Raw genomic sequence first — 20,015 nt, forward strand, 5'->3', positions numbered from 1 at the left:
GCCGCAGGGGGTGCGGCCCCACGTCGTGGTCCGGCACGGGGCCGCAGGGGGGAGGGGGAAGGGGCGCGGAGACCGTTCCCCCGGGACGGCCAGGGGTACGCGGGTACGAGCGGCTGGGGAGTGCTCTCAGCAGGCCTTCGGAAGGACGCGGAGAACACGGCCCTGCCCGCACGGACGGGGAGGCGGATCCGGGAGGCCGTACCCCTGCGGGTCCGCACCCTCGGGAGGCCGTGCCCCCACGGCCGGGCGACGGGAGGGACGGAGTTCGGGTCGGGGAAGCGACGAGGCCCCCGGGCCGGTGGGGACGACCGTCCCCGCCGGCCCGGGGGCCGATTCCGTTCCGCCTGTCCCGGGACCGCCCTCCGCCGCCGGCGGGAACGGCCCGCGCCCGCTCGGAGGCGGGCCCGGGAACAGGCGCCTACTCCGCTTCCTCGCCGGTGCCGAAGCCCAGGCCATCGGCGCACGGGTTGGACGTGGCGTTGCGCCCCTCGCCCGGACGGGCCGACGCCTCGTCCTCCGGCGACGGGGCGTCGCCCTCGGTCGCCTCGTCCGCGGGGGTGGGCGAGGTGCCCGGCGGGTCCTGCGGCGCCGGCGCGTCGTCGGCCGCGAGCAGGGCGGGCAGGGGCCGGTCCTCGCGCACCGCGGCGAACAGTTCCGCGGACTCCGCCTCGTACCACATGACCCGGTTGGGGTCGGAGGGAGCCTGGTACCAGGGCACGGTGTGGAACTCGATGTCGGACAGGTCCACGTCGGCCAGGGTGACGGCGACCGAGAGCATCCGGTCGAGCGTGAGCTCCTGGTCGGTGGCGCTGTGCTGCGCCACCGCCTGGAGGATGCCGTTGAGCTTGGTCGGACTGCTCATCACGTCACTGCTGGTCACCTGGTCCGCCAGGGCGGCGAGGAACATCTGCTGCCGGTCGATGCGGCCGATGTCCCCGCCGTCCCCGATCTCGTAGCGGGCACGCACGAAGGACAGGGCCTCGTCGCCGTCGAGCGTCTGCTGGCCGGCGTCGATGTCGAGTTTGGACCGGCGGTCGCTCATCGGTTCGGGGATGCAGATGTCGACGCCGCCGATGGCGTCGACGACGTCCCGGAAGCTCATGAAGCTCAGGTGCACGAAGTGGTCGACGCGGATGTCGGTCAGCGACTCGACGGTGCGGACCACGCACGGAGGGCCGCCGTGGTACATGGCGGCGTTGACCATCCCGAAGTAGCCGTACGTTCCCTCGGTGTTGCCGTACGGGTCGCACTGGGGCAGCTGGACCAGGGAGTCCCGGGGGAAGCTGATCACGGAGACGCGGTTGTCGGGGGAGATGTGCGCCAGCATGATCGAGTCCGAGCGCTCGCCCTCGAACTCGCTGGTGTACGCGGTGCTGCCCTCCTCGTAGCCGTCGGAACCGATGAAGAGGATGTTGACGGCGTCGCTGATCTTGTCGGGGCGGTCCTCCTCCTTGAGCGCCGAACCCAGGTCGTGCTGGATCATGCCGGAGCGCAGGGAGTGGTAGTAGCCGTAGGCGGTGGCCACCCCGCCGGCCATGACGAGGGCGAGGACGGCCGCGGTCCACACGGCGATTCTGCGGCCCCGGCGTCGCTTGCGGGGGCCGGGGGGAGGGGCGGACGCGGTCCCACCGCCGTCACCGCCGTCACCGCCGTCACCGCCGTCACCGCCTGAACCGCCGTCACCGCCTGAACCGCCGGCTGCCACGGCAGCGTCGGAGGCGTCGCCCTCGACCGGTTCACCGCCGACCGGGGCCGCGGAGTCCCTGCCCTCCGGCCCTCGCGGTTCGTCCGGGGGGCCGGAACCGGTCGCGGAGGCTGCCGCTCCGGCGGCCGGAACCGCGGAGACGGCTTCGTCGGCCGCGTTCTCGGCGCCCTCGGGCTCCGGCGGCGACGAGGTGGCCGTCACCAGCGCCATCACGTCCTCGTCGGCGAAGTCCCCGGCGGGCTCGGCCTCCACGGCGGGGGCGTCGTCCCGGCCGGTCCGCGGGGGCTTCCCGCCGTCGGTGTGCGCGGGGTCCGTACCCCGTGGTTCGTCCGAGGCCTCCGGCACCGCGGCGGGCTCCGGCGCGTGGGCGGTCCCGGCGTCCGTGTCCCCGGCGTCCGTGCCGGGCTCGTCGCCGCTCACGCCCTCGGGCGCGGCTCCGTCCGCGTCGGGGTCCGCGGACGCGGATGTCTCCGCTCCGGGCGCGGGGGCTGAGCCGGATGCCTTCTCGGGCGTCTCGTCTGGGGTCTTGTCCGCGACTGGATCGGCGGAGGAGTTCTCGTCAGCGGGCATCGTTGCAATCTCGGTGAGTTCGGACAGCGGGACGTGCCAACGGTCGGACACCGGACCGGAGGGCCACGTGTCCGTGTCTGGGGGAGGGCGGAGGTCGCGCGGGACACTGGTGCGGGTGGTCGCCCGGCCCGGGCAGTCTGGGGATCCGGGTGCGGCCCACGGGGAGTCGGTCGTACCGGCGCAAGGACGCGGCCGACGACACGGAAACCCGCGTGTGGCAGAGATCCTAGGTGAAGTTCTCGTCGATTGCGCGCTCAGGTTGTCCACGCGTGAGGCTCCTGACCACAATTGCGCAGCACAATTCCATTCTCGGACGGTTGTCCACCGACACCTCCGCGCCCGACTTTCTCATCCGTGCCCGCAAGAATCACATCTGACCCGCCGTGCGGACGGCAGAACAGGCCCGCACGACGGGATCACACGCAAGAAACCCGCGTTTTCCGGGTCAGTCGTCCCAGAAGGCACTGTCCTTCGCGGGCTCCTCCTCGGTGGCCGTGGATCGGCCGCCCTTGGCCGCGGGCTTCGCGGCCGGCTTGGCCGCGGCCTTGGCGGGCGTCGCCTTGGTGGTCTTCCGTGCGGTCGGCTTGGCGTCCGTGTGCCGGGGGCGCGGGGTCACGGCGCTCTTGGCGATGGGCTCGGCGGGGCGCGGCGTCTCACCGGAGTGGATGCTCAGCGCCTCCTCCTCGATGGTCAGCATCTTGCGAACCTGGGAGGGCACCTCGGGCAGCCGCTCGGAGCGCAGGTGGGCGCCCAGCACCTCCAGGGCGTGGTCGCACAGCAGCTGCCGGGCTCGCTCGGCCTTGACGCCGCTGAGCTCCTCGATCTCGGGGAGGTTGCGCTCGCGGAGCAGGCGGATGACGTCGCGCAGCCGGTCCCGGGTCTTGCGGTCGGTCATCGACATGACCGTCAGCTCGGCCTCGGCGAGAAAGCTCTCCTGGCTGCCGTCGGAGTCGCGCTCGGCGATGAAGGCACTGGTCAGGCTGCGGGCCGAGGAGCGGGAGGAGACGCGTATGTCGTTGCGCCTGATGTGCCGGGCCTGGAGGCCGGTCACCACGACACTGGTGACCAGGCTGATTCCGGCTCCCAGCAGGATCAACGCGAACGGGTTCTCTAGAAGCACGGGAAGGACCTTTCCGGGCGGGGGTCCGCACGGGGTGCGGTCACGGGGTGGTGACTGGGGATGTGCGGGTGCGGGGCCAGGTGGGGGGTGACTATTCGCCACATCAGGGGTGATTGTCAAGTGGCAGCACAAGGCAGACGCTCGTCGCGGAGAGCGTCATCGCAGGTCACAGGGGCAGGGTGGGTGGGCGGGTGCGGAGGGGCGGTGATCCTCTCCTCAAAGGGGTGCCCGATCGTACGGAGGGATAACGCACTCTGTCCACAGCCTGTGGACGGGCGCCTGCCGGGCGCCGGGCGGCGTCACCCGGCCAGGAGCTTGTTCACCGACTCCGGTGACAGGATCTCCTCGGTGACCATGGCCGCGCAGCCGCGCACCCCGGCGTCGTCCCACAGGGAGCTGGACACCACGCGCAACTGGCGGGTGGCCAGTGCGGTGCACTGCTGGAACACCACCTCGCGGACGCCGGCGACCAGGTGGTCGTAGGCCTCCGACAGATCCCCGCCCAGCACGATGACCTCGGGGTTGAGGAGGTTCACGGCGCCGGCGAGCGCCTCGCCGAGCCGCCGCCCGGCCTCCCGCACGAGGGTCACCGCCACGGGGTCGCCGCCGACGGCCAGGGCCACCAGGTCCTTGAGCGTGTCCACGCGCCGTCCCTGCTCGGACGCCCGGTCGAGCAGCCGCCGACCGCCCGCGACCGCCTCCAGGCAGTCGGTGTTGCCGCAGCGGCAGGGCAGGCCCCCGCCGTCGCGCACCGGGATGTGACCTATCTCCCCCGCGGCGCCGAGGGATCCGCGCAGCAGGCGCCCCCCGGAGAGCAGTCCGGCGCCGATCCCGGTGGAGGCCTTCACGAAGACCATGTCGTCGGGGTGGCCGTGCCCGCCGGCGATGTGCTCGCCCAGGGCCATCACGTTGACGTCGTTGTCGACCAGCACGGGGACCGGGAAGCGCTCCGCGACGAGCGGGGCCAGGGGCACGCCCGCCCACTTGCCCAGGAAGGGCCGGTCGTCGGCTCGGCCCGCGTGGAACTCGACGGTGCCCGGCAGGCCGATGCCCACGCCGCGCACGTCGCCGGGCCCGCGGCCGAGGGAGGCGATCTGCTCCGACCACGTGTCGAGCAGCCAGGGGACGGTCGCGTCGGGGCCCTTCTCCATGTCGGGGGAGCCGGGCGTGCGCACGAGGACGTCGCCGTTGAGGTCGCACACGGCCGCCTGGCTGCGGGCCATGCCGAGCGCGCTGGTGAGGATGAGCCCGCTGTCGGCGTTGAACTCCAGGAGCGTGGGGGGCCGGCCGCCGCTGGAGGCCGCTCCGGTCCCCTCCGTGACGAGGCCGCCGCCGATCAGTTCGGTGACGCGCAGGGCCACGGAGGGCCGGGAGAGCCCCGTGACCCGGGCGATCTCGGACCGGCTGGTCGCGGTACCGGAGCGGATCAGCTCCAGGATGTGGCCACTGGTGGCAGCGGAGGACAGGCGTACCGGGGTTCTGGCCATATCTCATTCAACCATGGGGTTACGCCTCGAAGGCTGGGAGGTTATGTAAATAAGTGTGCTCAAGTGTGCTTGGTTTTTTACCATAGTCCGGCGTAAGGTCGAAAGTGGCGAATGGCCCCGAACCCCACGGGCCATTCCTCCCACCCCCGCACCACCCCCCGTCGCAGCACCGTCCTTCCCCCCTTCTCCCTCCCCGCAGGAGCAGCCCGAAGATGTCGCAGCAGTCCGCGCCCCACCCCACCGACCTGGTGGTCTTCGGGGGCACAGGCGACCTGTCCATGCGTAAACTCCTCCCCTCCCTGTACCTGTTGGACCGCGACGGCCACCTGGACGAGGGGACGCGCGTCATCGCCGTCTCGCGCGACGGCCTCACCGACGCGGACCTGAGGGACAAGACCTCCTCGGCCGTCCGCGGCCATCCCGCCGTCCAGGTCGTCGAGCCCGACGTGCTCCGCCGCTTCCTCGACCGCCTCTCCCACGTCACCGTGGACGTCGGCGGGGACCCTGCCGGATGGACCGACCTCTCCTCCGCCCTCGTCCCGGACCGCGACCGCGTCTTCTACCTCGCCGTCCCGCCGATGATCTCCGGCGACATCTGCCGGGGGCTGGACGACGCCGGGCTCGTCACCCCCGAGGCCCGCGTGGTCATGGAGAAGCCCCTGGGGCGCGACCTCGCCTCCTCCCAGGCCGTCAACGACGCCGTGGGAGCGGTCTTCGACGAGCGGCGGATCTACCGGATCGACCACTACCTGGGCAAGGAGACCGTGCAGAACCTGCTCGTGCTGCGGTTCGCCAACGTCTTCCTCGAACCCCTGTGGAACTCCCGCTGGATCGACCACGTGCAGATCACCGCCACCGAGACCGTCGGGGTCGGCGGGCGGCGCGGGTACTACGACACCTCCGGCGCCATGCGCGACATGGTGCAGAACCACCTCCTGCAACTGCTCTGCCTGACCGCCATGGAGCCCCCGGCCACCTACGACCGCGAGGCCGTGCGCGACGAGAAGCTCAAGGTCCTGCAGTCGCTGCGGCCCCTCACCGGTGACCGGGTGGCCGAGGAGACCGCCCGGGGCCAGTACGGGCGCGGCACCGTCCAGGGCACCGAGGTCCTCGGCTACCTCGACGAGGCGGGCGGCCCCGCCGTCAGCGACACCGAGACCTTCGTGGCGCTCCGCGCCGAGGTCGCCAACTGGCGCTGGGCGGGTGTGCCCTTCTACCTGCGCACCGGCAAGCGCGTCGGCCACGCCCGCTCGGAGATCGTGATCCGCTTCCGGGAGGTGCCGCACACGATCTTCCCCGGCGTCGACACCGGGCCCGGCGCGGGCAGCCTCGTCATCCGGCTCCAGCCGGACGAGGGGATACACCTCACCATGCTGGCCAAGACGCCCGGCGCGGGGGCGCTGCGGCTCCGGCCCGTCCCCCTCGAACTCAGCTTCGCCGACACGTTCTCCACCCGCTCGCCCGAGGCCTACGAGCGGCTGCTGATGGACGTGCTGACGGGGGACTCCACCCTCTTCATGCGCCGCGACGAGGTCGAGGCGGCCTGGCGCTGGGTCGACCCCGTCATCGAGGCCTGGAACAACACGGACACCACCCCCGAGACCTATCAGGCCGGGAGCGCAGGCCCCGCAGGCGCGCACCGGCTCATCGGCCGCACCGGCCGCACGTGGTACGAAGAGGAGCAACCCCGATGACCGCGCACACCCCTGAGACGACCGGGTACGGGCCCGGCGTCCACCCCGTCGTCGCCGACGTCACCCGGCGCCTGGCCGAGCGCAGCGCCGACACCAGGTCCGCGTACCTGGCCCGGATCGCCGAGGCGGCGGGCCGGGGACCGGCCCGCAGCGCACTGGGCTGCGCCAACCTCGCCCACGGCTTCGCGGCCTGCGGCGTCTCCGACAAGCTCGCGCTGGCCGGCGACGTCAAGCCCAACCTGGCGATCGTCTCCTCCTACAACGACATGCTCTCCGCGCACCAGCCGCTGGAGACCTACCCGGCGCTCATCAAGGCCGCCGTCGCCGAGGCGGGCGGCGTCGCCCAGTTCGCGGGCGGGGTTCCCGCCATGTGCGACGGCATCACCCAGGGCCGCGCGGGCATGGAGCTGTCCCTGTTCAGCCGGGACGTCATCGCGATGGCCACCGCCATCGCCCTGTCCCACGACATGTTCGACGGCGCCCTCATGCTCGGGGTGTGCGACAAGATCGTGCCCGGCCTGCTCATCGGCGCCCTGTCCTTCGGTCACCTCCCGGTGGCGTTCGTGCCCGCCGGTCCCATGCCCTCCGGGCTGCCCAACAAGGACAAGGCGCGGGTGCGTCAGAAGTTCGCCGAGGGCAAGGCCGACCGCCGGGAACTCCTCCAGGCCGAGTCCGCCGCCTACCACTCGCCGGGCACCTGCACCTTCTACGGCACCGCCAACTCCAACCAGATGCTCATGGAGGTCATGGGCCTGCACCTGGCCGGGTCCAGCTTCGAGCAGCCCGGCACCCCGATGCGCGAGGCGCTCACCGCCGAGGCGGGCCGCCGCGTGCTCGGCCAGACCGCGCTGGGTGACTCCCACAACCCGGTCGGGAAGCAGGTCGACGAGCGCGCCGTGGTCAACGCCGTGGTCGCCCTGCTGGCCACGGGCGGCTCCAGCAACCACACGCTGCACCTGGTCGCCATCGCCCGCGCCGCCGGGATCGAGCTGACCTGGGACGACTTCGCCGACCTGTCCGAGGTGGTGCCGCTGCTCACCCGCATGTACCCCAACGGCGCCGCCGACGTGAACCAGTTCCACGAGGCCGGAGGCATGGCCTACCTGATCGGCACCCTCCTGGACGCCGGGCTGCTCCACGAGGACGTGCGCACCCTCATGGGTGGGGGACTGGGCCGCTACCGGCAGACCCCCAGCCTCGAAGGGTCCACCCTGACCTGGGGAGACGGGCCCAAGGAGAGCGGCGACACCACCGTGCTGCGCGGAGTGGACGACCCCTTCGCCCCCGACGGCGGCCTGCGCATGCTCTCGGGCAACCTGGGCCGCGCCGTCATCAAGACCTCGGCCGTCGCACCGGAGCGGCACGTCGTCGAGGCGCCCGCCAGGGTCTTCGCCGACCAGGCCGAGCTCCAGGCCGCCTTCACCGCGGGCGAGCTGACCGGCGACTTCGTCGCGGTCGTGCGCTTCCAGGGGCCGCGCGCCAACGGCATGCCCGAGCTGCACAAGCTCACCCCGCCGCTGGCCGTGCTCCAGGACCGGGGCCAGAAGGTGGCGCTCGTGACCGACGGCCGCATGTCCGGGGCCTCGGGCAAGGTGCCCGCAGCCATCCACGTCTCCCCGGAGGCGGTCGCCGGCGGCGCCCTCGCCTACGTGCGCGACGGCGACCTGATCCGCCTGGACGCCACCAAGGGCACACTGGAGGTGCTGGCCGACCTCGCAGGACGCGAGCCCGCGCTCCCCAGCGCGGACTCCTCGACCGGGACCGGCCGTGAACTGTTCGCCGCCCTGCGCGGCGTGGTCGGACCGGCGGAGGCCGGCGCCGGGGTCTTCTGACCCCGACCGCCACTCCCCGGGCCGCGGGCGCGCCGGGGGACCGGCCCTCGGGCCGCGGCGCGCCCACCCCGCCTCACGGCCGCCCGCACCGACGCGGGCGGCCGACCGCCCACGGCGGCCACCGGTGCGGCCGACCGGCCCACGGACCACCAGACAGACGGAGACACACATGACGACGAGCCCCCGTACGGGCGCCGACATCCTCGACCTCGCCCCGGTGATGCCGGTGGTGGTGGTCTCCGACGCGGAGACCGCCGTACCGCTCGCACGCGCACTGGTGGCGGGAGGCCTGGCCGGCATCGAGGTGACGCTGCGGACCCCGGCCGGGCTGGAGGCCATCGAGCGCATCGCGGCGGAGGTGCCCGAGGCCGTGGTCGGCGCCGGCACCGTGGTCACCCCCGATCAGGCGCGGGCGGCGGCCGACGCGGGTGCGCGCTTCCTGGTCAGCCCCGGGTGCACGGCCGGCCTCGCCTCCGCCATGGCCGACACCGGCCTGCCCTTCCTGCCGGGCGTGGCCACCGTGTCCGAGGCGATGGAGCTCCTGGAGCGCGGCCTGTCGGCGATGAAGTTCTTCCCCGCGGAGGCGTCGGGCGGCGCGGCGTTCCTGAAGTCTTTGACGGGTCCCCTGCCCCAGGTGCGTTTCTGTCCGACCGGCGGGATCACCGTCGCGTCGGCCCCCGACTACCTGGCCCTGCCCAACGTGGGCTGTGTGGGCGGCAGCTGGCTGACCCCGGCCGACCTGGTGGCGGCGGGCGACTGGGAGCGCGTCACCCAGCTGGCCAAGGAGGCCGCGGCCCTTTAGGCGGTGTCCCGCGCCCGCCCCGGCGCGTGCGGGCCGGGCTCCCCCGGTGGACGGGGCCGCTCCGCCGGGCGGCCCCGTCCGCGGCGCCGCCTACTCCGACTGGTTGAAGCGGACCACGGTGAGCCACACCAGGAGCACGCCGGCCCCGGCGACGAGTCCGACCTCGGCCGCCCAGGGGATCTGCCAGCCGAACCACGTGATACCGGGGTTGAACAGCGCCTCGGTCGCGGGGGAGGTGTCGAGGTGGGTGAAGACCGCCTGGCGCATGGGGTCGACGACGTAGGTGATCGGGTTGACCAGGGTGATCGCGGCCAGCCAGGAGGGGAGGTTCCCGATGGGGAACATGGCGCCCGACAACAGGACCAGGGGCGAGATGACGAGCTGGGCCATGCCCATGAACGCCTCGCTGCCCTTGACCGAGACGGCGATGAAGACGCCCATCGCGGAGGCCGTCAGCCCGACCATGAAGGTGAGCCCGAGCAGGGTGAGCATCAGCCCCGGTGCGTAGGGGACCCCCGCCAGTCCCGCGACCGAGAGGATCAGGCAGGCCTGGAGGGTGGCGAGGACCGCGCCGGAGAGCACTTTGCCCAGGATGACCGCGGAGCGCTTGGCCGGCGCGACGAGCATGCCGCGCAGGAAGCCGACCTCGCGGTCGGTGACGATGGTCGCGGCCGAGGACACCGCCGTGCCGATGACCGTCATGACGATCACGCCCGGGAACATAACGGCGGTCAGCGGCAGGTCGTCCTCGCCGCGGGGGATGAGCGAGCCGAAGCCCACACCGATCACGAACAGCCACATCACCGACTGCAGGAGCATCGCCACGCCCCGGCTGACGTCGTGGACGAAGCGGAAGAGGTCGCGCTTGAGCACGACCCGGATCGTGCGCAGGTCGTGGGCGAGCCCGAAGGGGGAGGTGGGGACGGGCTGGCGCCGCGTGGCCGTCATCGCGTGTCCTTCTCGTGGGGTGGCGTGGTGGGGAGGTGACGGGAACACCTTGTCCCGCCCGGCGGCGGGAAGGGGGAACCGTCGACGCCGCCGACCGGAGAGTGCCTCGTCGGAATGTGTTTATCGAACACCAGTTCGACAGAATGCGAGTCGGTCGCCCGCGGGGCGGCCGTCGCCGTCCGTGCGGCTCCGCCCGACCCGCCCGTCACTCGGTCCACACCGGGGCGGAGCCGATCCCGACCGGACCGGCGTCGTCCGCGCCGGAACGGCCCCGCGTGATCCTCGTGAGGAGTCTGGCTCCCGTCGCCGTCCACGATTCCCGGGAGACGGAGTAGTAATGGAGGTCCCACAACTGCCCCCGGAAATAGACGTGGCCCGGAAGGGTCGCCTCCTTGGGCGTGGCGAAGAGGGCCGACCCGAAATGCATCAGACTCGCGTCCGTGGTGAGGGCGTACACTTTCCGAAGGCCCTCCCATCGGGCGAAGGCGTAGTTGACCAGGAGCATCATGGATTCCGCTCCGACCCCCACCGGAATCCCCTCCGGGTCCATGAAGATGCCGATCTTCGCGTGTCCCGCCGGACTGTGTTCGCGGACCGACGCGAATCCCAGTACCTCGCCCTCTCGCGCCGTCTCGATCTGCAGCACCGAGACGGCGGTGTCGTCCACCGCGCGGAAGGACGTCTCGAAGTTGTCCCGTGAGGGCAGCGTCTCGATTCCGAGTTTCAGGAGAAGGTGGTACAACCCGCGGACGTTCTCCTCGTCGATGGGCCGGAATCGGACACGAGGTGTTTCGAGGTGGAGGGAGATCATCGCCGACCTTTGCGCCCTTTCCGTCGGTCGTGGGGGAGGGGCCCACGGAGGGGCGACATCCTCGCACGGAAGGGCCGGTTCCCGCGCGGACCCGGAGGGAAGGCCGGCGCTCGCGGGCCCCGGCGGCAATGGCGGAAACGGTACTCCGTTCCGTCGCGGGGTCGTGTCCCGCCGGCGGGACCGGCGCCCCGGAATACCCTCCTTGTCGTGAGGGCATTGCTGGCCTATCTTCTGTCCCGTCACTGTCGGACACCACCGAAGAAAGGCGGGCGCCGTGACGATGTCAGACGTCTTCTCCCTGCAGGGAATGGATATCTCGCTTGAGGCCGAAACCCTCCTCAACAGCGGTCTGAGCTATGTCGGATGCAGTGGCGACGTCATTGTCCAGCCGAGCTGACGACCGCTCCGGCATGCGGTAGGCATTTCTTCGCCCATCCCGGGGCCGGTGTGGGGCGGAGCGGGTGCGGCCCGACCCGGCGCCGGGCTCGGCCGAAGCCGCCCCTTGTGGTCGGGGGCGGTTTCTCCTATCTTCCCCCTTGTAGGTATTCCCCCATCCCCCATTGTTCTTTCTCAGGAGGAAACATGATCCTTTCTGATGTTCTCGGCCTCCAGGAGTTCGAGGTGGCAGTCGACGAGAGCGTGATGCTCAACAGCGGCCTCAGTCTCGTCGGGTGCAGCGGCGACGTGATCACCCAGCCCCAGTAGTCGTTCCCCGGGGGACACCGTGGGGGGCCCGCCCTCCACAGCGTCCCCTCCGCACTTTCCGGCCGGTCGGCGACGGTCCCGGCCGGCGGAGAGGCCGCACGTGATGATCTTCCCCCACCTCGCCACGGCCGACGTGACGCTCGCCGCCACCAGCACCAGGCGGGGCGCCGCGGTCCGCGACGAACTCGTCGGGCACGGGCTGGACGGGCTTCCCGGGCGCGACGCCTTCGACGCCCTCTGGCCCGGCAGGTACGACCAGGTGGGAGCCCAGTTCCTCCTCCACGTCCCGGCAACCGGCCGGGTCGCGGGCTACGCCTCCGCGCACGGCTTCAACTCCCAGGCCCGCCACGGCTGCGGATCGCTGGTCGTGGACGAGCGCGGACTCGGTCCGGACGGGGCCACCGACGCCTACGCGCTCACCGTCAACTACGCGTTCTCGATGTGGAACCTGCGCAAGTTCTACCTGTGGACGCTGGAGGAGGACCTCGCGGCCCTGCGACGGGTCGGCGCCGAGGTCGTACTGGAGGGCTCGCTGCCCGAGTACGTGCTGGACGGCGCCGAACTGCGCACGGCCCACGTGTTCGCCGTCTACCGGGACGCGTGGGAGAGCGTGGGCGCCGAGTTCGTCCGTGGGCGCGCGGGTGAGACGCTTCCCGCCTGACCCCGGCGCGGAGCCGGGGGCGGGGCAGCGCGACCGCGCCCGTGTCCGTCGGGGACCGGGCGCTCCACCGACGGAGAGCAGGTGAACGGCGATGGCGGCGGACGGGCCGGACATGATGGTGCGGGCGAGCGGCCTGGCCAAGAGCTTCGGCGAGGTCGAGGCGGTCAGGGGGGTCGACCTCGAGGTGGCCCCGGGTGAGCTGTTCGGGCTCCTCGGCCCCAACGGGGCGGGCAAGTCCACGCTGATCGGGATGCTCTCCACGCTCATCACGCCGACGGCGGGGACGGGCGCCGTCGCCGGGTTCGACATCGTCCGGGAGCGCCCCGACGTGCGCCGCAGTATCGGCCTGGTGTTCCAGGAGCAGACCCTCGACCGGTACCTGACGGGTTGGTACAACCTCAAGTTCCACGCCGAGATCTACGGCGTCCCCTCCCACGAGGTCGAGGAGCGGGTCACCCGGGCGCTGGAGGACGTGGGTCTGTGGGAGGAGAGGGAAAGGCTGGCCGGTACCTACTCCGGCGGCATGCGGCGGCGGCTGGAGATCGCGCGCGGCCTGCTCCACCGGCCCCGCCTGCTGTTCCTCGACGAGCCGACCGCGGGGCTCGACCCCCGGTCCCGCGAGGCGATCTGGGACCGCGTCCGCGAGCTCAACGAGCGCGAGGGCATCACCGTGCTCATGACCACGCACTACCTGGAGGAAGCCGAGAACTGCGGGCGGATCGCCATCATCGACGGCGGGCAGATCGTCACGGTCGGCACCCCCGCCGAGCTCAAGGCGCAGATCGGCCAGGACCGCGTGGAGATCGTCGCCCGCGACCCGCACACCCTCGGCGAGGAGCTGAGGACCCGGCTCGGCCTCACCCCCGTGGTGCAGGGCGACACCGTGTGGTTCACGGTGGCCGGGGGGCGGCGCTTCGTCCCGCGCGTGTTCTCCGAGGTGGACGCGGAGATCACGTCGGTCCAGGTCAAGTCGCCGTCGCTGGACGACGTCTTCCTCGCGCGGACCGGACGGGGCATCGACGGCCCCGCCCCGGGCGGGGCCGAGCCACAGGCCGGCGGCTCCCGGCGCTGAGCCCGCGCCCCCGGAGCACCGACCCGGGACCGTGCGCACCCCTACTATGTCCGTATGGCTGAGGTAAGCGCGCGTCACGGGTCGTGGTCCTTCGACGGGGCGGCCCTGTGGATCACCCCCGGGCGCAGAGCCCACCCCCTGCGCCGCGGCCTCGGAGTGGTGTCGCTGCCGCTGCCCGCGCTGGCGGGCGTCGTCTTCGAGCCCCGGCGCAAGGGCGGGACCCTCCGAGCCCACCCGCGTCCGGGCGCCGACCCCTTCACCGAGGTGACGGGCGGGCACCTGAGCCGCAGCGGCGACCCCTACCAGCTGCGCGTGGGCAAGGAGAAGGCCCTCGTCGCCGAGTACCTCGCCGAGACCGTCACCGAGGAGATCGCCGCCCTGGCCCCGGGCGACGCGACCGACCCCGACCGCTACCTGGTCGAGGCCCCCGCGGCCCCGGTCCGCGCCGACGTGGGCGACGCCTCGGTCGTCTTCGACGGCGCCCACGTCTACCTGCGGCCCAACTGGAAGGCGGAGTCCGCCAAGCGGGCGGCCGGTCCCCAGCGGCTCGCCCTGGACGAGATCGCCGAGGTCCGGTGGACCTCCGTCGCGAGCGGCGGGGACGGCAGTCTGCGGTTCGTCCCCTTCGGCAGGACCGAGTCCGTCCTGCCCAGGTACGACCCCTTCGCGGTGCACTGGAGCCTGTGGGGAACGGACTACGAGGGCGGGACCACGGCCGTCGTGGCGACGGCCGTCACGGCGCTGCTCCCGCACCCCACCGCACGCGGAAAGGCCGTCGAAGGCGGCCGCACGCTCCCCGCCCTGCCGTGGCGCCGGGCACGGCAGGAGCCGGAGGAGGCCTGACGCCGGTCAGCCGTCGGCGCGCACGGCCACCCACAGGCCGTGGGCGAACGGCTCGATCCGCAGGTGCTCGGCCGTGCAGCCCGCCTTCTCGAAGGCCGCGGCGTACTGCTCCGGCGTGAACAGCGACATCTCCCACCCGTCCGTGGCGTGGCTCAAGCCCTCCTCGGGGTCGGCCACCGCGTAGTGCACGACCATGCGCATCCGGTCGCGCCTGCCCGTGACGCGGGTGGAGTGGGACAGGCGCACGACCGTCCGGCCGCCGTCCTCGACCAGGTCGCGGGAGACGTGCCCCGGTGTGAACCCCTCCGGTCCGACCCAGGGCTCGATCACCAGAACACCGCCCGGGTTCAAGTGGTGCACGAGCCCCTGGACGACGGAGACGAGCTCGTCCTCGGATTCCAGGTGCGGAATGGCGAACATGCACGTGATGACGTCGAACCGGGCGTCCAGCGCCACCTCCCGCAGGTCCGAGCGCCACGTCCGCAGGCCGGGCACCCGGGTGCGGGCCAGCTCCAGCATCTCGTCGGACCCGTCCAGCCCCGCGACCCGGTCGAAGTGCCCGGAGAAGGCGCGCAGGTGCAACCCCGTGCCGCACGCGGTGTCCAGCAGGGAGTCCGCCGCGGGACTGCGCTCGCGGACCAGGCCGGCGATCAGGGCGGCCTCGGCGCCGTAGTCCTTGCCCCGGTGGAGCATGACCGTGTCGTACACGGACGCGTAGCTGCTGTCGTACATCGGATGGGCCTTTCCGTCAGTGGCCGCCGGGGCCGGGGGCGTCCACCGCCCCGAACCCCCGACGGCCCGCCTCGTGTGCACGTGCCGGGGCGCGGTGCGCCCGCGTCGGCGCCGGGACCGCGCGGTCCCGGCGCGGGTCCTCAGCCGGTCCCCTTCCCCGCGGTCGCGGGCGGCTCGGAGAAGAACGGCAGGAAGGGGCTCCCGCCGCCGGACGCCGCGGCCAGGGCCAGCAGGATGCCGGCGCCGCCGGTGGCGAGGTCCATGGACAGGCGCGGTACCCGTCCGCCGTGGAACGCGGTGTGGCCGCGGAAGGGCAGGGCGTACCACTCCAGCTCGCGGACGCGGGAGCGCAGGTCCTCCTCCGCCCCGCCGAGCCGGGCGAGCGCCGCGACCTGCCCGGCCTTGCCGTGGAGCAGGTCCGCCTGCGCGTACAGCAGGGTGTGGCACGACCGGCTCAGCGCGGGAAGGCTCTCCGCGCAGCGCTCGTCGGACCTGTGCGCCAGGAGTTCCTGGACGACGAGGGCGACGCCGAGACCCCCGGCGTCGATGTTGGGGAGGGCGCGCGCGCCGCGGTCGCGGACCAGCAGGGTGCCGTCGGGGGAGGTGACGCACTGGTCCAGGTCCAGGTGCAGCGCCCGCACCGCGGCGTCGGTCCAGGCGGTGTCGCCCGTGGTGCGGTACAGCGCGAGCAGGGCCAGGGCCACGCCGCTCCAGCCGCGCATGAGCCCCGCCCGTCCGGTGGCCGGGCCGCCCCCGGAGGCCGACGCGACCGCCTCGGCGAGCCGGCCGCCCAGCTCGGCGGCGCGGGCCGCGTACTCGCTCCCCGCGTCCCCCGCGGCGAAGTGCGCGAGGTTCGCGCAGACCCCGGCCGTCCCGGAGAAGAGGGAGACGCCCCCGACCGGCTCCTCGGCGTTGCGGTCCAACAGGTCGGCGGCCTCCTCGCGGTGGCCCAGGTGGTCCAGCGCGTACGCCAGGCCCGCGACCCCGTCGTAGAAGCCCTGCCGGGGGGAGCGCAGGCGGCGCGACGCCGCCAACAGCCACGCCTCGTGCTCCTGAGAGCGCCCCTGCCCGGCCCGGTCCAGGGCCCACAGGACCCCGGCCGCGCCGTGGGCCATGCCGTAGCCGCCGGACACGAACTGCTGGAGGTCTCCGGGGAACAGCCGGTCGGTGCGCTCCGGCGTGGCGGACGCCCGGATGCCAGTTGCGACGGCCCGCGGGGTCACCGGGGTCTGCGCCGGGGCACGGGAGTCCGGGACCAGCTCGCGCTCGATCTCGTCCGCCCATGCCGGGGGCACGGGGAAGAGCTCGCGGAGCACGCCGAGCAGGGCGACCGCCTTCTCCGGGGCGAGCGCGGTGATCCGGGAGAAGGGGAGGAAGACGGACAGGCGCGTCGCGGCGAGGGCGTAGGCGTCGACGGCCGGGCCGGTCCTGGCCGACGTGGAGAAGCCGGGGGCGCCGAGCGGAGCCCGTCGACCGTCGTCGTCCGCGTCGAAGGCGAGCTCGTAGTCGATGAGGGCGACGTTGTCCTCGGAGTCGACGATGACGTTGTTGGCGTGCAGGTCGCCGAAGACGAGGCCGCGGTCGTGGACGGCGGCGAGGACCGCCTCCAGTCGGCCCAGGATGCGAAGGGCGCGCTCCGTGAAGGCCGCGAGGCTGTCGGCGCCGGGCCGGGCGTCCGTCACACCGGGGTGGTGGATGGAGCCCCACGAGCCCAGGGTGCGGCCCTCCATGTACTCCTCCACCAGGAACCGGTGGCCGCCCAGCGTGAAGCTCCCGAGGAACCGGGGGACGCCCGGGACGCCGTCCAGGCGTCGCAGGTTCTCCTCCTCGCGCTCCTGGCGCGCCACCGCGTCCCGCAGGTCCCGGTCCAGGCCCGCGTGCGGACGGGCTTCCTTCAGGACGACCTGGAGGCCGTCCTCCTCACGGCGGCCCAGGTAGATGCCGCCCCCGTTGGAGAAGTGCAGGGCCTTCTCCACGACGTAGGGCTGGCGCTCCTCGGAGGACCGGGCGGCCAGGTGGGGCTTGAGGACGTCGGGGAGCTCCACCCAGGACGGGGGCGAGAACGAGGGGACGCGGCGGTCCGGGACGAGGGAGCCGTCCGGTGCGCGCAGCGCGGGGATCCGGGAGCCGTGCGCGTCGAGGCACCACTTCTCCCGGAACGCGCCGTACCTGACGTAGAGGGGGCCCCGGTCCCACCGCAGGTCGCTGAGGACGTACGGTCCGGGACGCCCGCCGACCAGGGCCGAGAGCCCGTGCAGGGTCCGCTCCAGCTCCTCCTCGTCGCGGGGGTAGACGGTCAGGAGCTTGCCGCTGGACGCGCGGGCCGCGTACTTGGCGTTGGTCGCGACGAGGATGCTCTTGTCGAGAAGGTACTTGAAGGGGATCCCGTGCCCGGTGCAGTAGTCCCACACGTCACGGCAGGTCGCGTCCGCGCCGTCCACCGTCGCCGAGACGTGGATCTTCCAGCCCTGCTCGGGCAGCGCGGGGTTTTCGGGGGTGACGACCTGCCAGAGACCGCTCCGTGTGCGCTTCCAGCCCGTCGGGGGCTCCAGCGCGCTCACGGAGAACTCCGCCGGGACCACGAGGGCGTGGCGGGAGCCGTCCGTCAGGCGGCTCGGTTCCTCGAAGAACAGCGGGTCCGCGAGCGTGTACATCTCGAACAGGTCGAGCATGGGCTTCCCTCCGGGAGGCGTGGCGGTACGGGCTCGGCCGCGCGGGGCGCGCGGCTCACTCGGGCCGGGAGCCCCCGGCGGCGGCCCTGGACCTGGGCCCGCGCGCGATCCTGTCGAGGATGGGAGCGCCGTTGGCGGTCCAGGCGCTCCGGGACACCGAGTAGAAGTGCAGGTCCCACAGTCGGCCCTGGAAGTAGACGTGTCGGGGGAGTGACGCCTCCCGGGGGGTGGACAGGAGCGCCGACCCGAATTGCCCCAGGCTCGCGTCCGTGGTCAGAACGTACACTTTCCTGAGGTAATCCCAATTCGCGAAAGCGTGGTTGACGAGCAGCATCATGGATTCGGCGCCCACGCCCACGGGAAGGCGGTTGGTGCGCATGAAGATCCCCAGTTTCACATGACCGGCCGGGTCGTGCTCGCGGATCGACCCGAAACCGAGGACCTCGCCCGTGCGCCGGAGTTGGATCTCGAATATGTCGACGAATCGCTTGGCCACCGAGTGGTAGGACTCGGAGAAGGCGTCGCGTGAGGGAAGGCTTTCCAGGCCCAGTTCCGTCAGGAGGTCGTAGAGTTTCGTGACGTTCTCCGGCGCGATGGGGCTGAATCTGACGCGCGGGGTCTCGAGGTGCGGTGTGAGCATGGCGCGACACTCTAGGGGCCGTGCCCCGGCCGCCGCCGCCCGTGCCCGGCCGGGCGCCGGGGCCGAGCCAGGTCGGGGCCCGGAGGGTGGCTCGGGGCGCCGGTCCCGGCGTCCCGCCGGCGGGACAGCACGTGTGCCGTCGGCGGAACGGGGCGCGGGCGGCTCCCCGCGTCGGCGGTCGGCCCGGGGAGGGGACGGCCGCCGGGGTGCGGGCTTCTTGTCGCACCGGATAAATTGCCCTAGGTTCTGAACCGCCAGTATCCGACTGCGCACAGGAAAGGAGCCCAGACATGGTTCACACTGACGTCCTGTCTCTTCAGGAGATGGACACCGTCCTCGACGAGGCCGTTCTGCTGAACAGCGGTATCAGCTACTTCGGTTGTAGCTGATTGTTTTGACGCGCTGTGGAGATGCCAATCTTCACAGCGCTTTTCTCTGCTCTGCCCAGAAGTGTCGGGAGAAGTTGTGCACGAGATCGTTTTCCCCCATCTGGAGACGCGGTCGGCCAGGCTCGCGTCCACCGGCGAGAGGTTCGGGGAGGCGGTCCACGACGAGCTCTCCCGGCTCGGTCTGGCCGGGATGCCGAGCCGCGACGTCTTCACCTCGCTCTGGCCCAGTCGGTTCGAAGGCGTGGCCGCCCAGTTCTTCGTGGAGGAACCGGTGTCCGGCCGGGTCTGCGGGTACGCCTCCCTGCACTCCCTCAACCCGAACGGGCGCTACGTGAAGTGCGCCCTCGCCCTGGACACGGCTCTGCTCGGGCCGGAGGGCGTCACGGACGCCCACGCCCTCGCCGTCAACTACGCCTTCTCGATGTGGAACATCCGCAAGCTCTACTTCTGGGTGGTCGACAGCGGGATCCCGGGCCTGCGTGCGACGGGGGCGCCGACGCCCCGGGAGGGCACCCTGGTCGAGTACCTGCGCGACGGGGAGAGGCTCCGCTCCGTGCGGATCTTCGCCGTCTACCGCGAGGAGTGGGACGGGACGGGCGCCGCCTACGTGCGCGCGGCGGCGGCCGGGGGCCCGTCCGCGTGAGGGCGGGCCGGGACGACGGGGGGCGGGGGCGGCCGTGCGCGTGCTGATCGCGACGCAGGCGGAGAGGACCCACTTCCTGGGGATGGTGCCCCTGGCGTGGGCCCTGCGGGCCGCGGGGCACGAGGTGCGGGTGGCGAGCCAGCCGCACCTGCTGCCCGTGGCCACCGACGCGGGGCTGCCGTTCGTCCCGGTCGGCCGGGACCACTACTTCGCCCGGGTGAGCCGGAACGGGGCGGCCGACCGCCACCTGGACTTCGACATGGCGGAGGACCGGGACGAGGTCCTCACCTGGGATCACCTGCGCGAGGGCTACGGCAAGGTGGTCACCTGGTGGTGGCGCATGGTGAACGACCCCATGCTCGACGACCTGGTGTCGCTGTGTCGCGAGTGGCGTCCCGACCTCGTGGTCTGGGAGCCCTCGACGTACGCGGCCCCCCTCGCCGCCGAACTGTGCGGCGCGGTCCACGTCCGGCACCTGTGGAGCGTGGACCTGTTCGCCCGGATGCGCCGCCGTTTCCTGGCGCGGATGGCCGAGCAGCCCGCCGCCGAGCGGGAGGACCCCCTGGCCGCCTGGCTGGGCGCCCGCGCCGCCCGCCACGGCGTCGAGTACTCCGAAACCCTGGTCCACGGACAAGCCACCCTCGAACAGATCCCCGCCTCCCTCAGGGTCCCCACCCCCCACGACCTCA

17 protein-coding genes and 1 pseudogene are annotated in these 20,015 nt (G+C 72.6%); 10 read left to right on the forward strand and 8 right to left on the reverse strand.

All coding sequences use genetic code 11. The annotated features are described in order from the left end of the window. Positions 1–418: 418 nt before the first annotated feature. From Q8791_RS31165 to Q8791_RS31175, 3 genes are all read right to left on the reverse strand, one after another. A complete protein-coding gene (locus tag Q8791_RS31165; RefSeq protein WP_330095443.1) occupies positions 419–2,275 on the reverse strand; it encodes an LCP family protein in 1,857 nt (618 codons plus the stop codon). Between the two features lie 445 nt (positions 2,276–2,720). Beyond that, positions 2,721–3,395 (reverse strand): hypothetical protein, encoded by a 675-nt coding sequence (locus Q8791_RS31170; RefSeq protein WP_330095444.1) that lies wholly within the window; start codon positions 3,393–3,395, stop codon positions 2,721–2,723. 299 nt (positions 3,396–3,694) lie between these two features. Next, on the reverse strand, positions 3,695–4,882 hold the full coding sequence (locus Q8791_RS31175) for an ROK family transcriptional regulator (protein WP_330095445.1): 1,188 nt from the start codon (positions 4,880–4,882) through the stop codon (positions 3,695–3,697). A gap of 212 nt (positions 4,883–5,094) precedes the next feature. Between Q8791_RS31175 and zwf the strand changes: the two genes are divergently transcribed. The 3 genes from zwf to eda all read left to right on the forward strand — a co-directional run bounded on the left by zwf (position 5,095) and on the right by eda (position 9,210). Then, the gene (gene zwf / locus Q8791_RS31180; RefSeq protein ID WP_330095446.1) at positions 5,095–6,576 is read left to right on the forward strand and encodes a glucose-6-phosphate dehydrogenase; all 1,482 of its coding nucleotides are present in this window, start codon (positions 5,095–5,097) and stop codon (positions 6,574–6,576) included. Further along, entirely contained in the window at positions 6,573–8,408 is a 1,836-nt protein-coding gene (gene edd / locus Q8791_RS31185) for a phosphogluconate dehydratase (RefSeq protein ID WP_330095447.1), read from the forward strand. The genes zwf and edd overlap by 4 nt, the downstream gene beginning before the upstream one ends. A gap of 169 nt (positions 8,409–8,577) precedes the next feature. Continuing rightward, positions 8,578–9,210 (forward strand): bifunctional 4-hydroxy-2-oxoglutarate aldolase/2-dehydro-3-deoxy-phosphogluconate aldolase, encoded by a 633-nt coding sequence (gene eda / locus Q8791_RS31190; protein ID WP_330095448.1) that lies wholly within the window; start codon positions 8,578–8,580, stop codon positions 9,208–9,210. A 90-nt stretch (positions 9,211–9,300) separates the two neighbouring features. Here eda and Q8791_RS31195 read toward each other — a convergent pair whose 3' ends face one another. Both Q8791_RS31195 and Q8791_RS31200 read right to left on the reverse strand, forming a co-directional pair. Continuing rightward, positions 9,301–10,158, reverse strand: a complete 858-nt coding sequence (locus Q8791_RS31195) for an ABC transporter permease (protein ID WP_330095449.1) — start codon at positions 10,156–10,158, stop codon at positions 9,301–9,303. 205 nt (positions 10,159–10,363) lie between these two features. Next, positions 10,364–10,969 carry a GNAT family N-acetyltransferase gene (locus tag Q8791_RS31200; RefSeq protein WP_330095450.1) on the reverse strand — a complete coding sequence of 202 codons (606 nt, stop codon included), beginning with the start codon at positions 10,967–10,969 and terminating at the stop codon, positions 10,364–10,366. A 582-nt stretch (positions 10,970–11,551) separates the two neighbouring features. On the opposite strand from Q8791_RS31200, the gene Q8791_RS31205 reads away from it, so the two are divergent. From Q8791_RS31205 to Q8791_RS31220, 4 genes are all read left to right on the forward strand, one after another. Then, the gene (locus Q8791_RS31205) at positions 11,552–11,674 is read left to right on the forward strand and encodes a SapB/AmfS family lantipeptide (RefSeq protein WP_330095451.1); all 123 of its coding nucleotides are present in this window, start codon (positions 11,552–11,554) and stop codon (positions 11,672–11,674) included. Between the two features lie 103 nt (positions 11,675–11,777). Further along, on the forward strand, positions 11,778–12,335 hold the full coding sequence (locus tag Q8791_RS31210; RefSeq protein WP_330095452.1) for a GNAT family protein: 558 nt from the start codon (positions 11,778–11,780) through the stop codon (positions 12,333–12,335). A gap of 91 nt (positions 12,336–12,426) precedes the next feature. Next, on the forward strand, positions 12,427–13,407 hold the full coding sequence (locus tag Q8791_RS31215; RefSeq protein ID WP_330095453.1) for an ATP-binding cassette domain-containing protein: 981 nt from the start codon (positions 12,427–12,429) through the stop codon (positions 13,405–13,407). Positions 13,408–13,461: 54 nt separating this feature from the next. Next, positions 13,462–14,250 carry a DUF4429 domain-containing protein gene (locus Q8791_RS31220; protein ID WP_330095454.1) on the forward strand — a complete coding sequence of 263 codons (789 nt, stop codon included), beginning with the start codon at positions 13,462–13,464 and terminating at the stop codon, positions 14,248–14,250. Positions 14,251–14,256: 6 nt separating this feature from the next. Here Q8791_RS31220 and Q8791_RS31225 read toward each other — a convergent pair whose 3' ends face one another. The 3 genes from Q8791_RS31225 to Q8791_RS31235 form a co-directional block, all read right to left on the reverse strand. Beyond that, the gene (locus tag Q8791_RS31225) at positions 14,257–14,982 is read right to left on the reverse strand and encodes a class I SAM-dependent DNA methyltransferase (RefSeq protein WP_330095455.1); all 726 of its coding nucleotides are present in this window, start codon (positions 14,980–14,982) and stop codon (positions 14,257–14,259) included. Positions 14,983–15,122: 140 nt separating this feature from the next. Further along, complete coding sequence (gene lanKC / locus Q8791_RS31230) at positions 15,123–17,654, reverse strand: class III lanthionine synthetase LanKC (RefSeq protein ID WP_330095456.1); 2,532 nt, start codon at positions 17,652–17,654, stop codon at positions 15,123–15,125. 55 nt (positions 17,655–17,709) lie between these two features. Beyond that, positions 17,710–18,294, reverse strand: a complete 585-nt coding sequence (locus tag Q8791_RS31235) for a GNAT family N-acetyltransferase (RefSeq protein WP_330095457.1) — start codon at positions 18,292–18,294, stop codon at positions 17,710–17,712. 290 nt (positions 18,295–18,584) lie between these two features. On the opposite strand from Q8791_RS31235, the gene Q8791_RS31240 reads away from it, so the two are divergent. The 3 genes and pseudogenes from Q8791_RS31240 to Q8791_RS31250 all read left to right on the forward strand — a co-directional run. Further along, the gene (locus Q8791_RS31240; RefSeq protein WP_267947225.1) at positions 18,585–18,683 is read left to right on the forward strand and encodes a SapB/AmfS family lantipeptide; all 99 of its coding nucleotides are present in this window, start codon (positions 18,585–18,587) and stop codon (positions 18,681–18,683) included. A 76-nt stretch (positions 18,684–18,759) separates the two neighbouring features. Further along, on the forward strand, positions 18,760–19,326 hold the full coding sequence (locus Q8791_RS31245) for a GNAT family N-acetyltransferase (protein ID WP_330095458.1): 567 nt from the start codon (positions 18,760–18,762) through the stop codon (positions 19,324–19,326). A gap of 34 nt (positions 19,327–19,360) precedes the next feature. Then, positions 19,361–20,015 (forward strand): annotated as a pseudogene (locus Q8791_RS31250) (activator-dependent family glycosyltransferase); the annotation flags it as partial.

The organism is Nocardiopsis codii (genome assembly GCF_036327455.1).
GTDB classification, from domain to species: domain Bacteria; phylum Actinomycetota; class Actinomycetes; order Streptosporangiales; family Streptosporangiaceae; genus Nocardiopsis; species Nocardiopsis codii.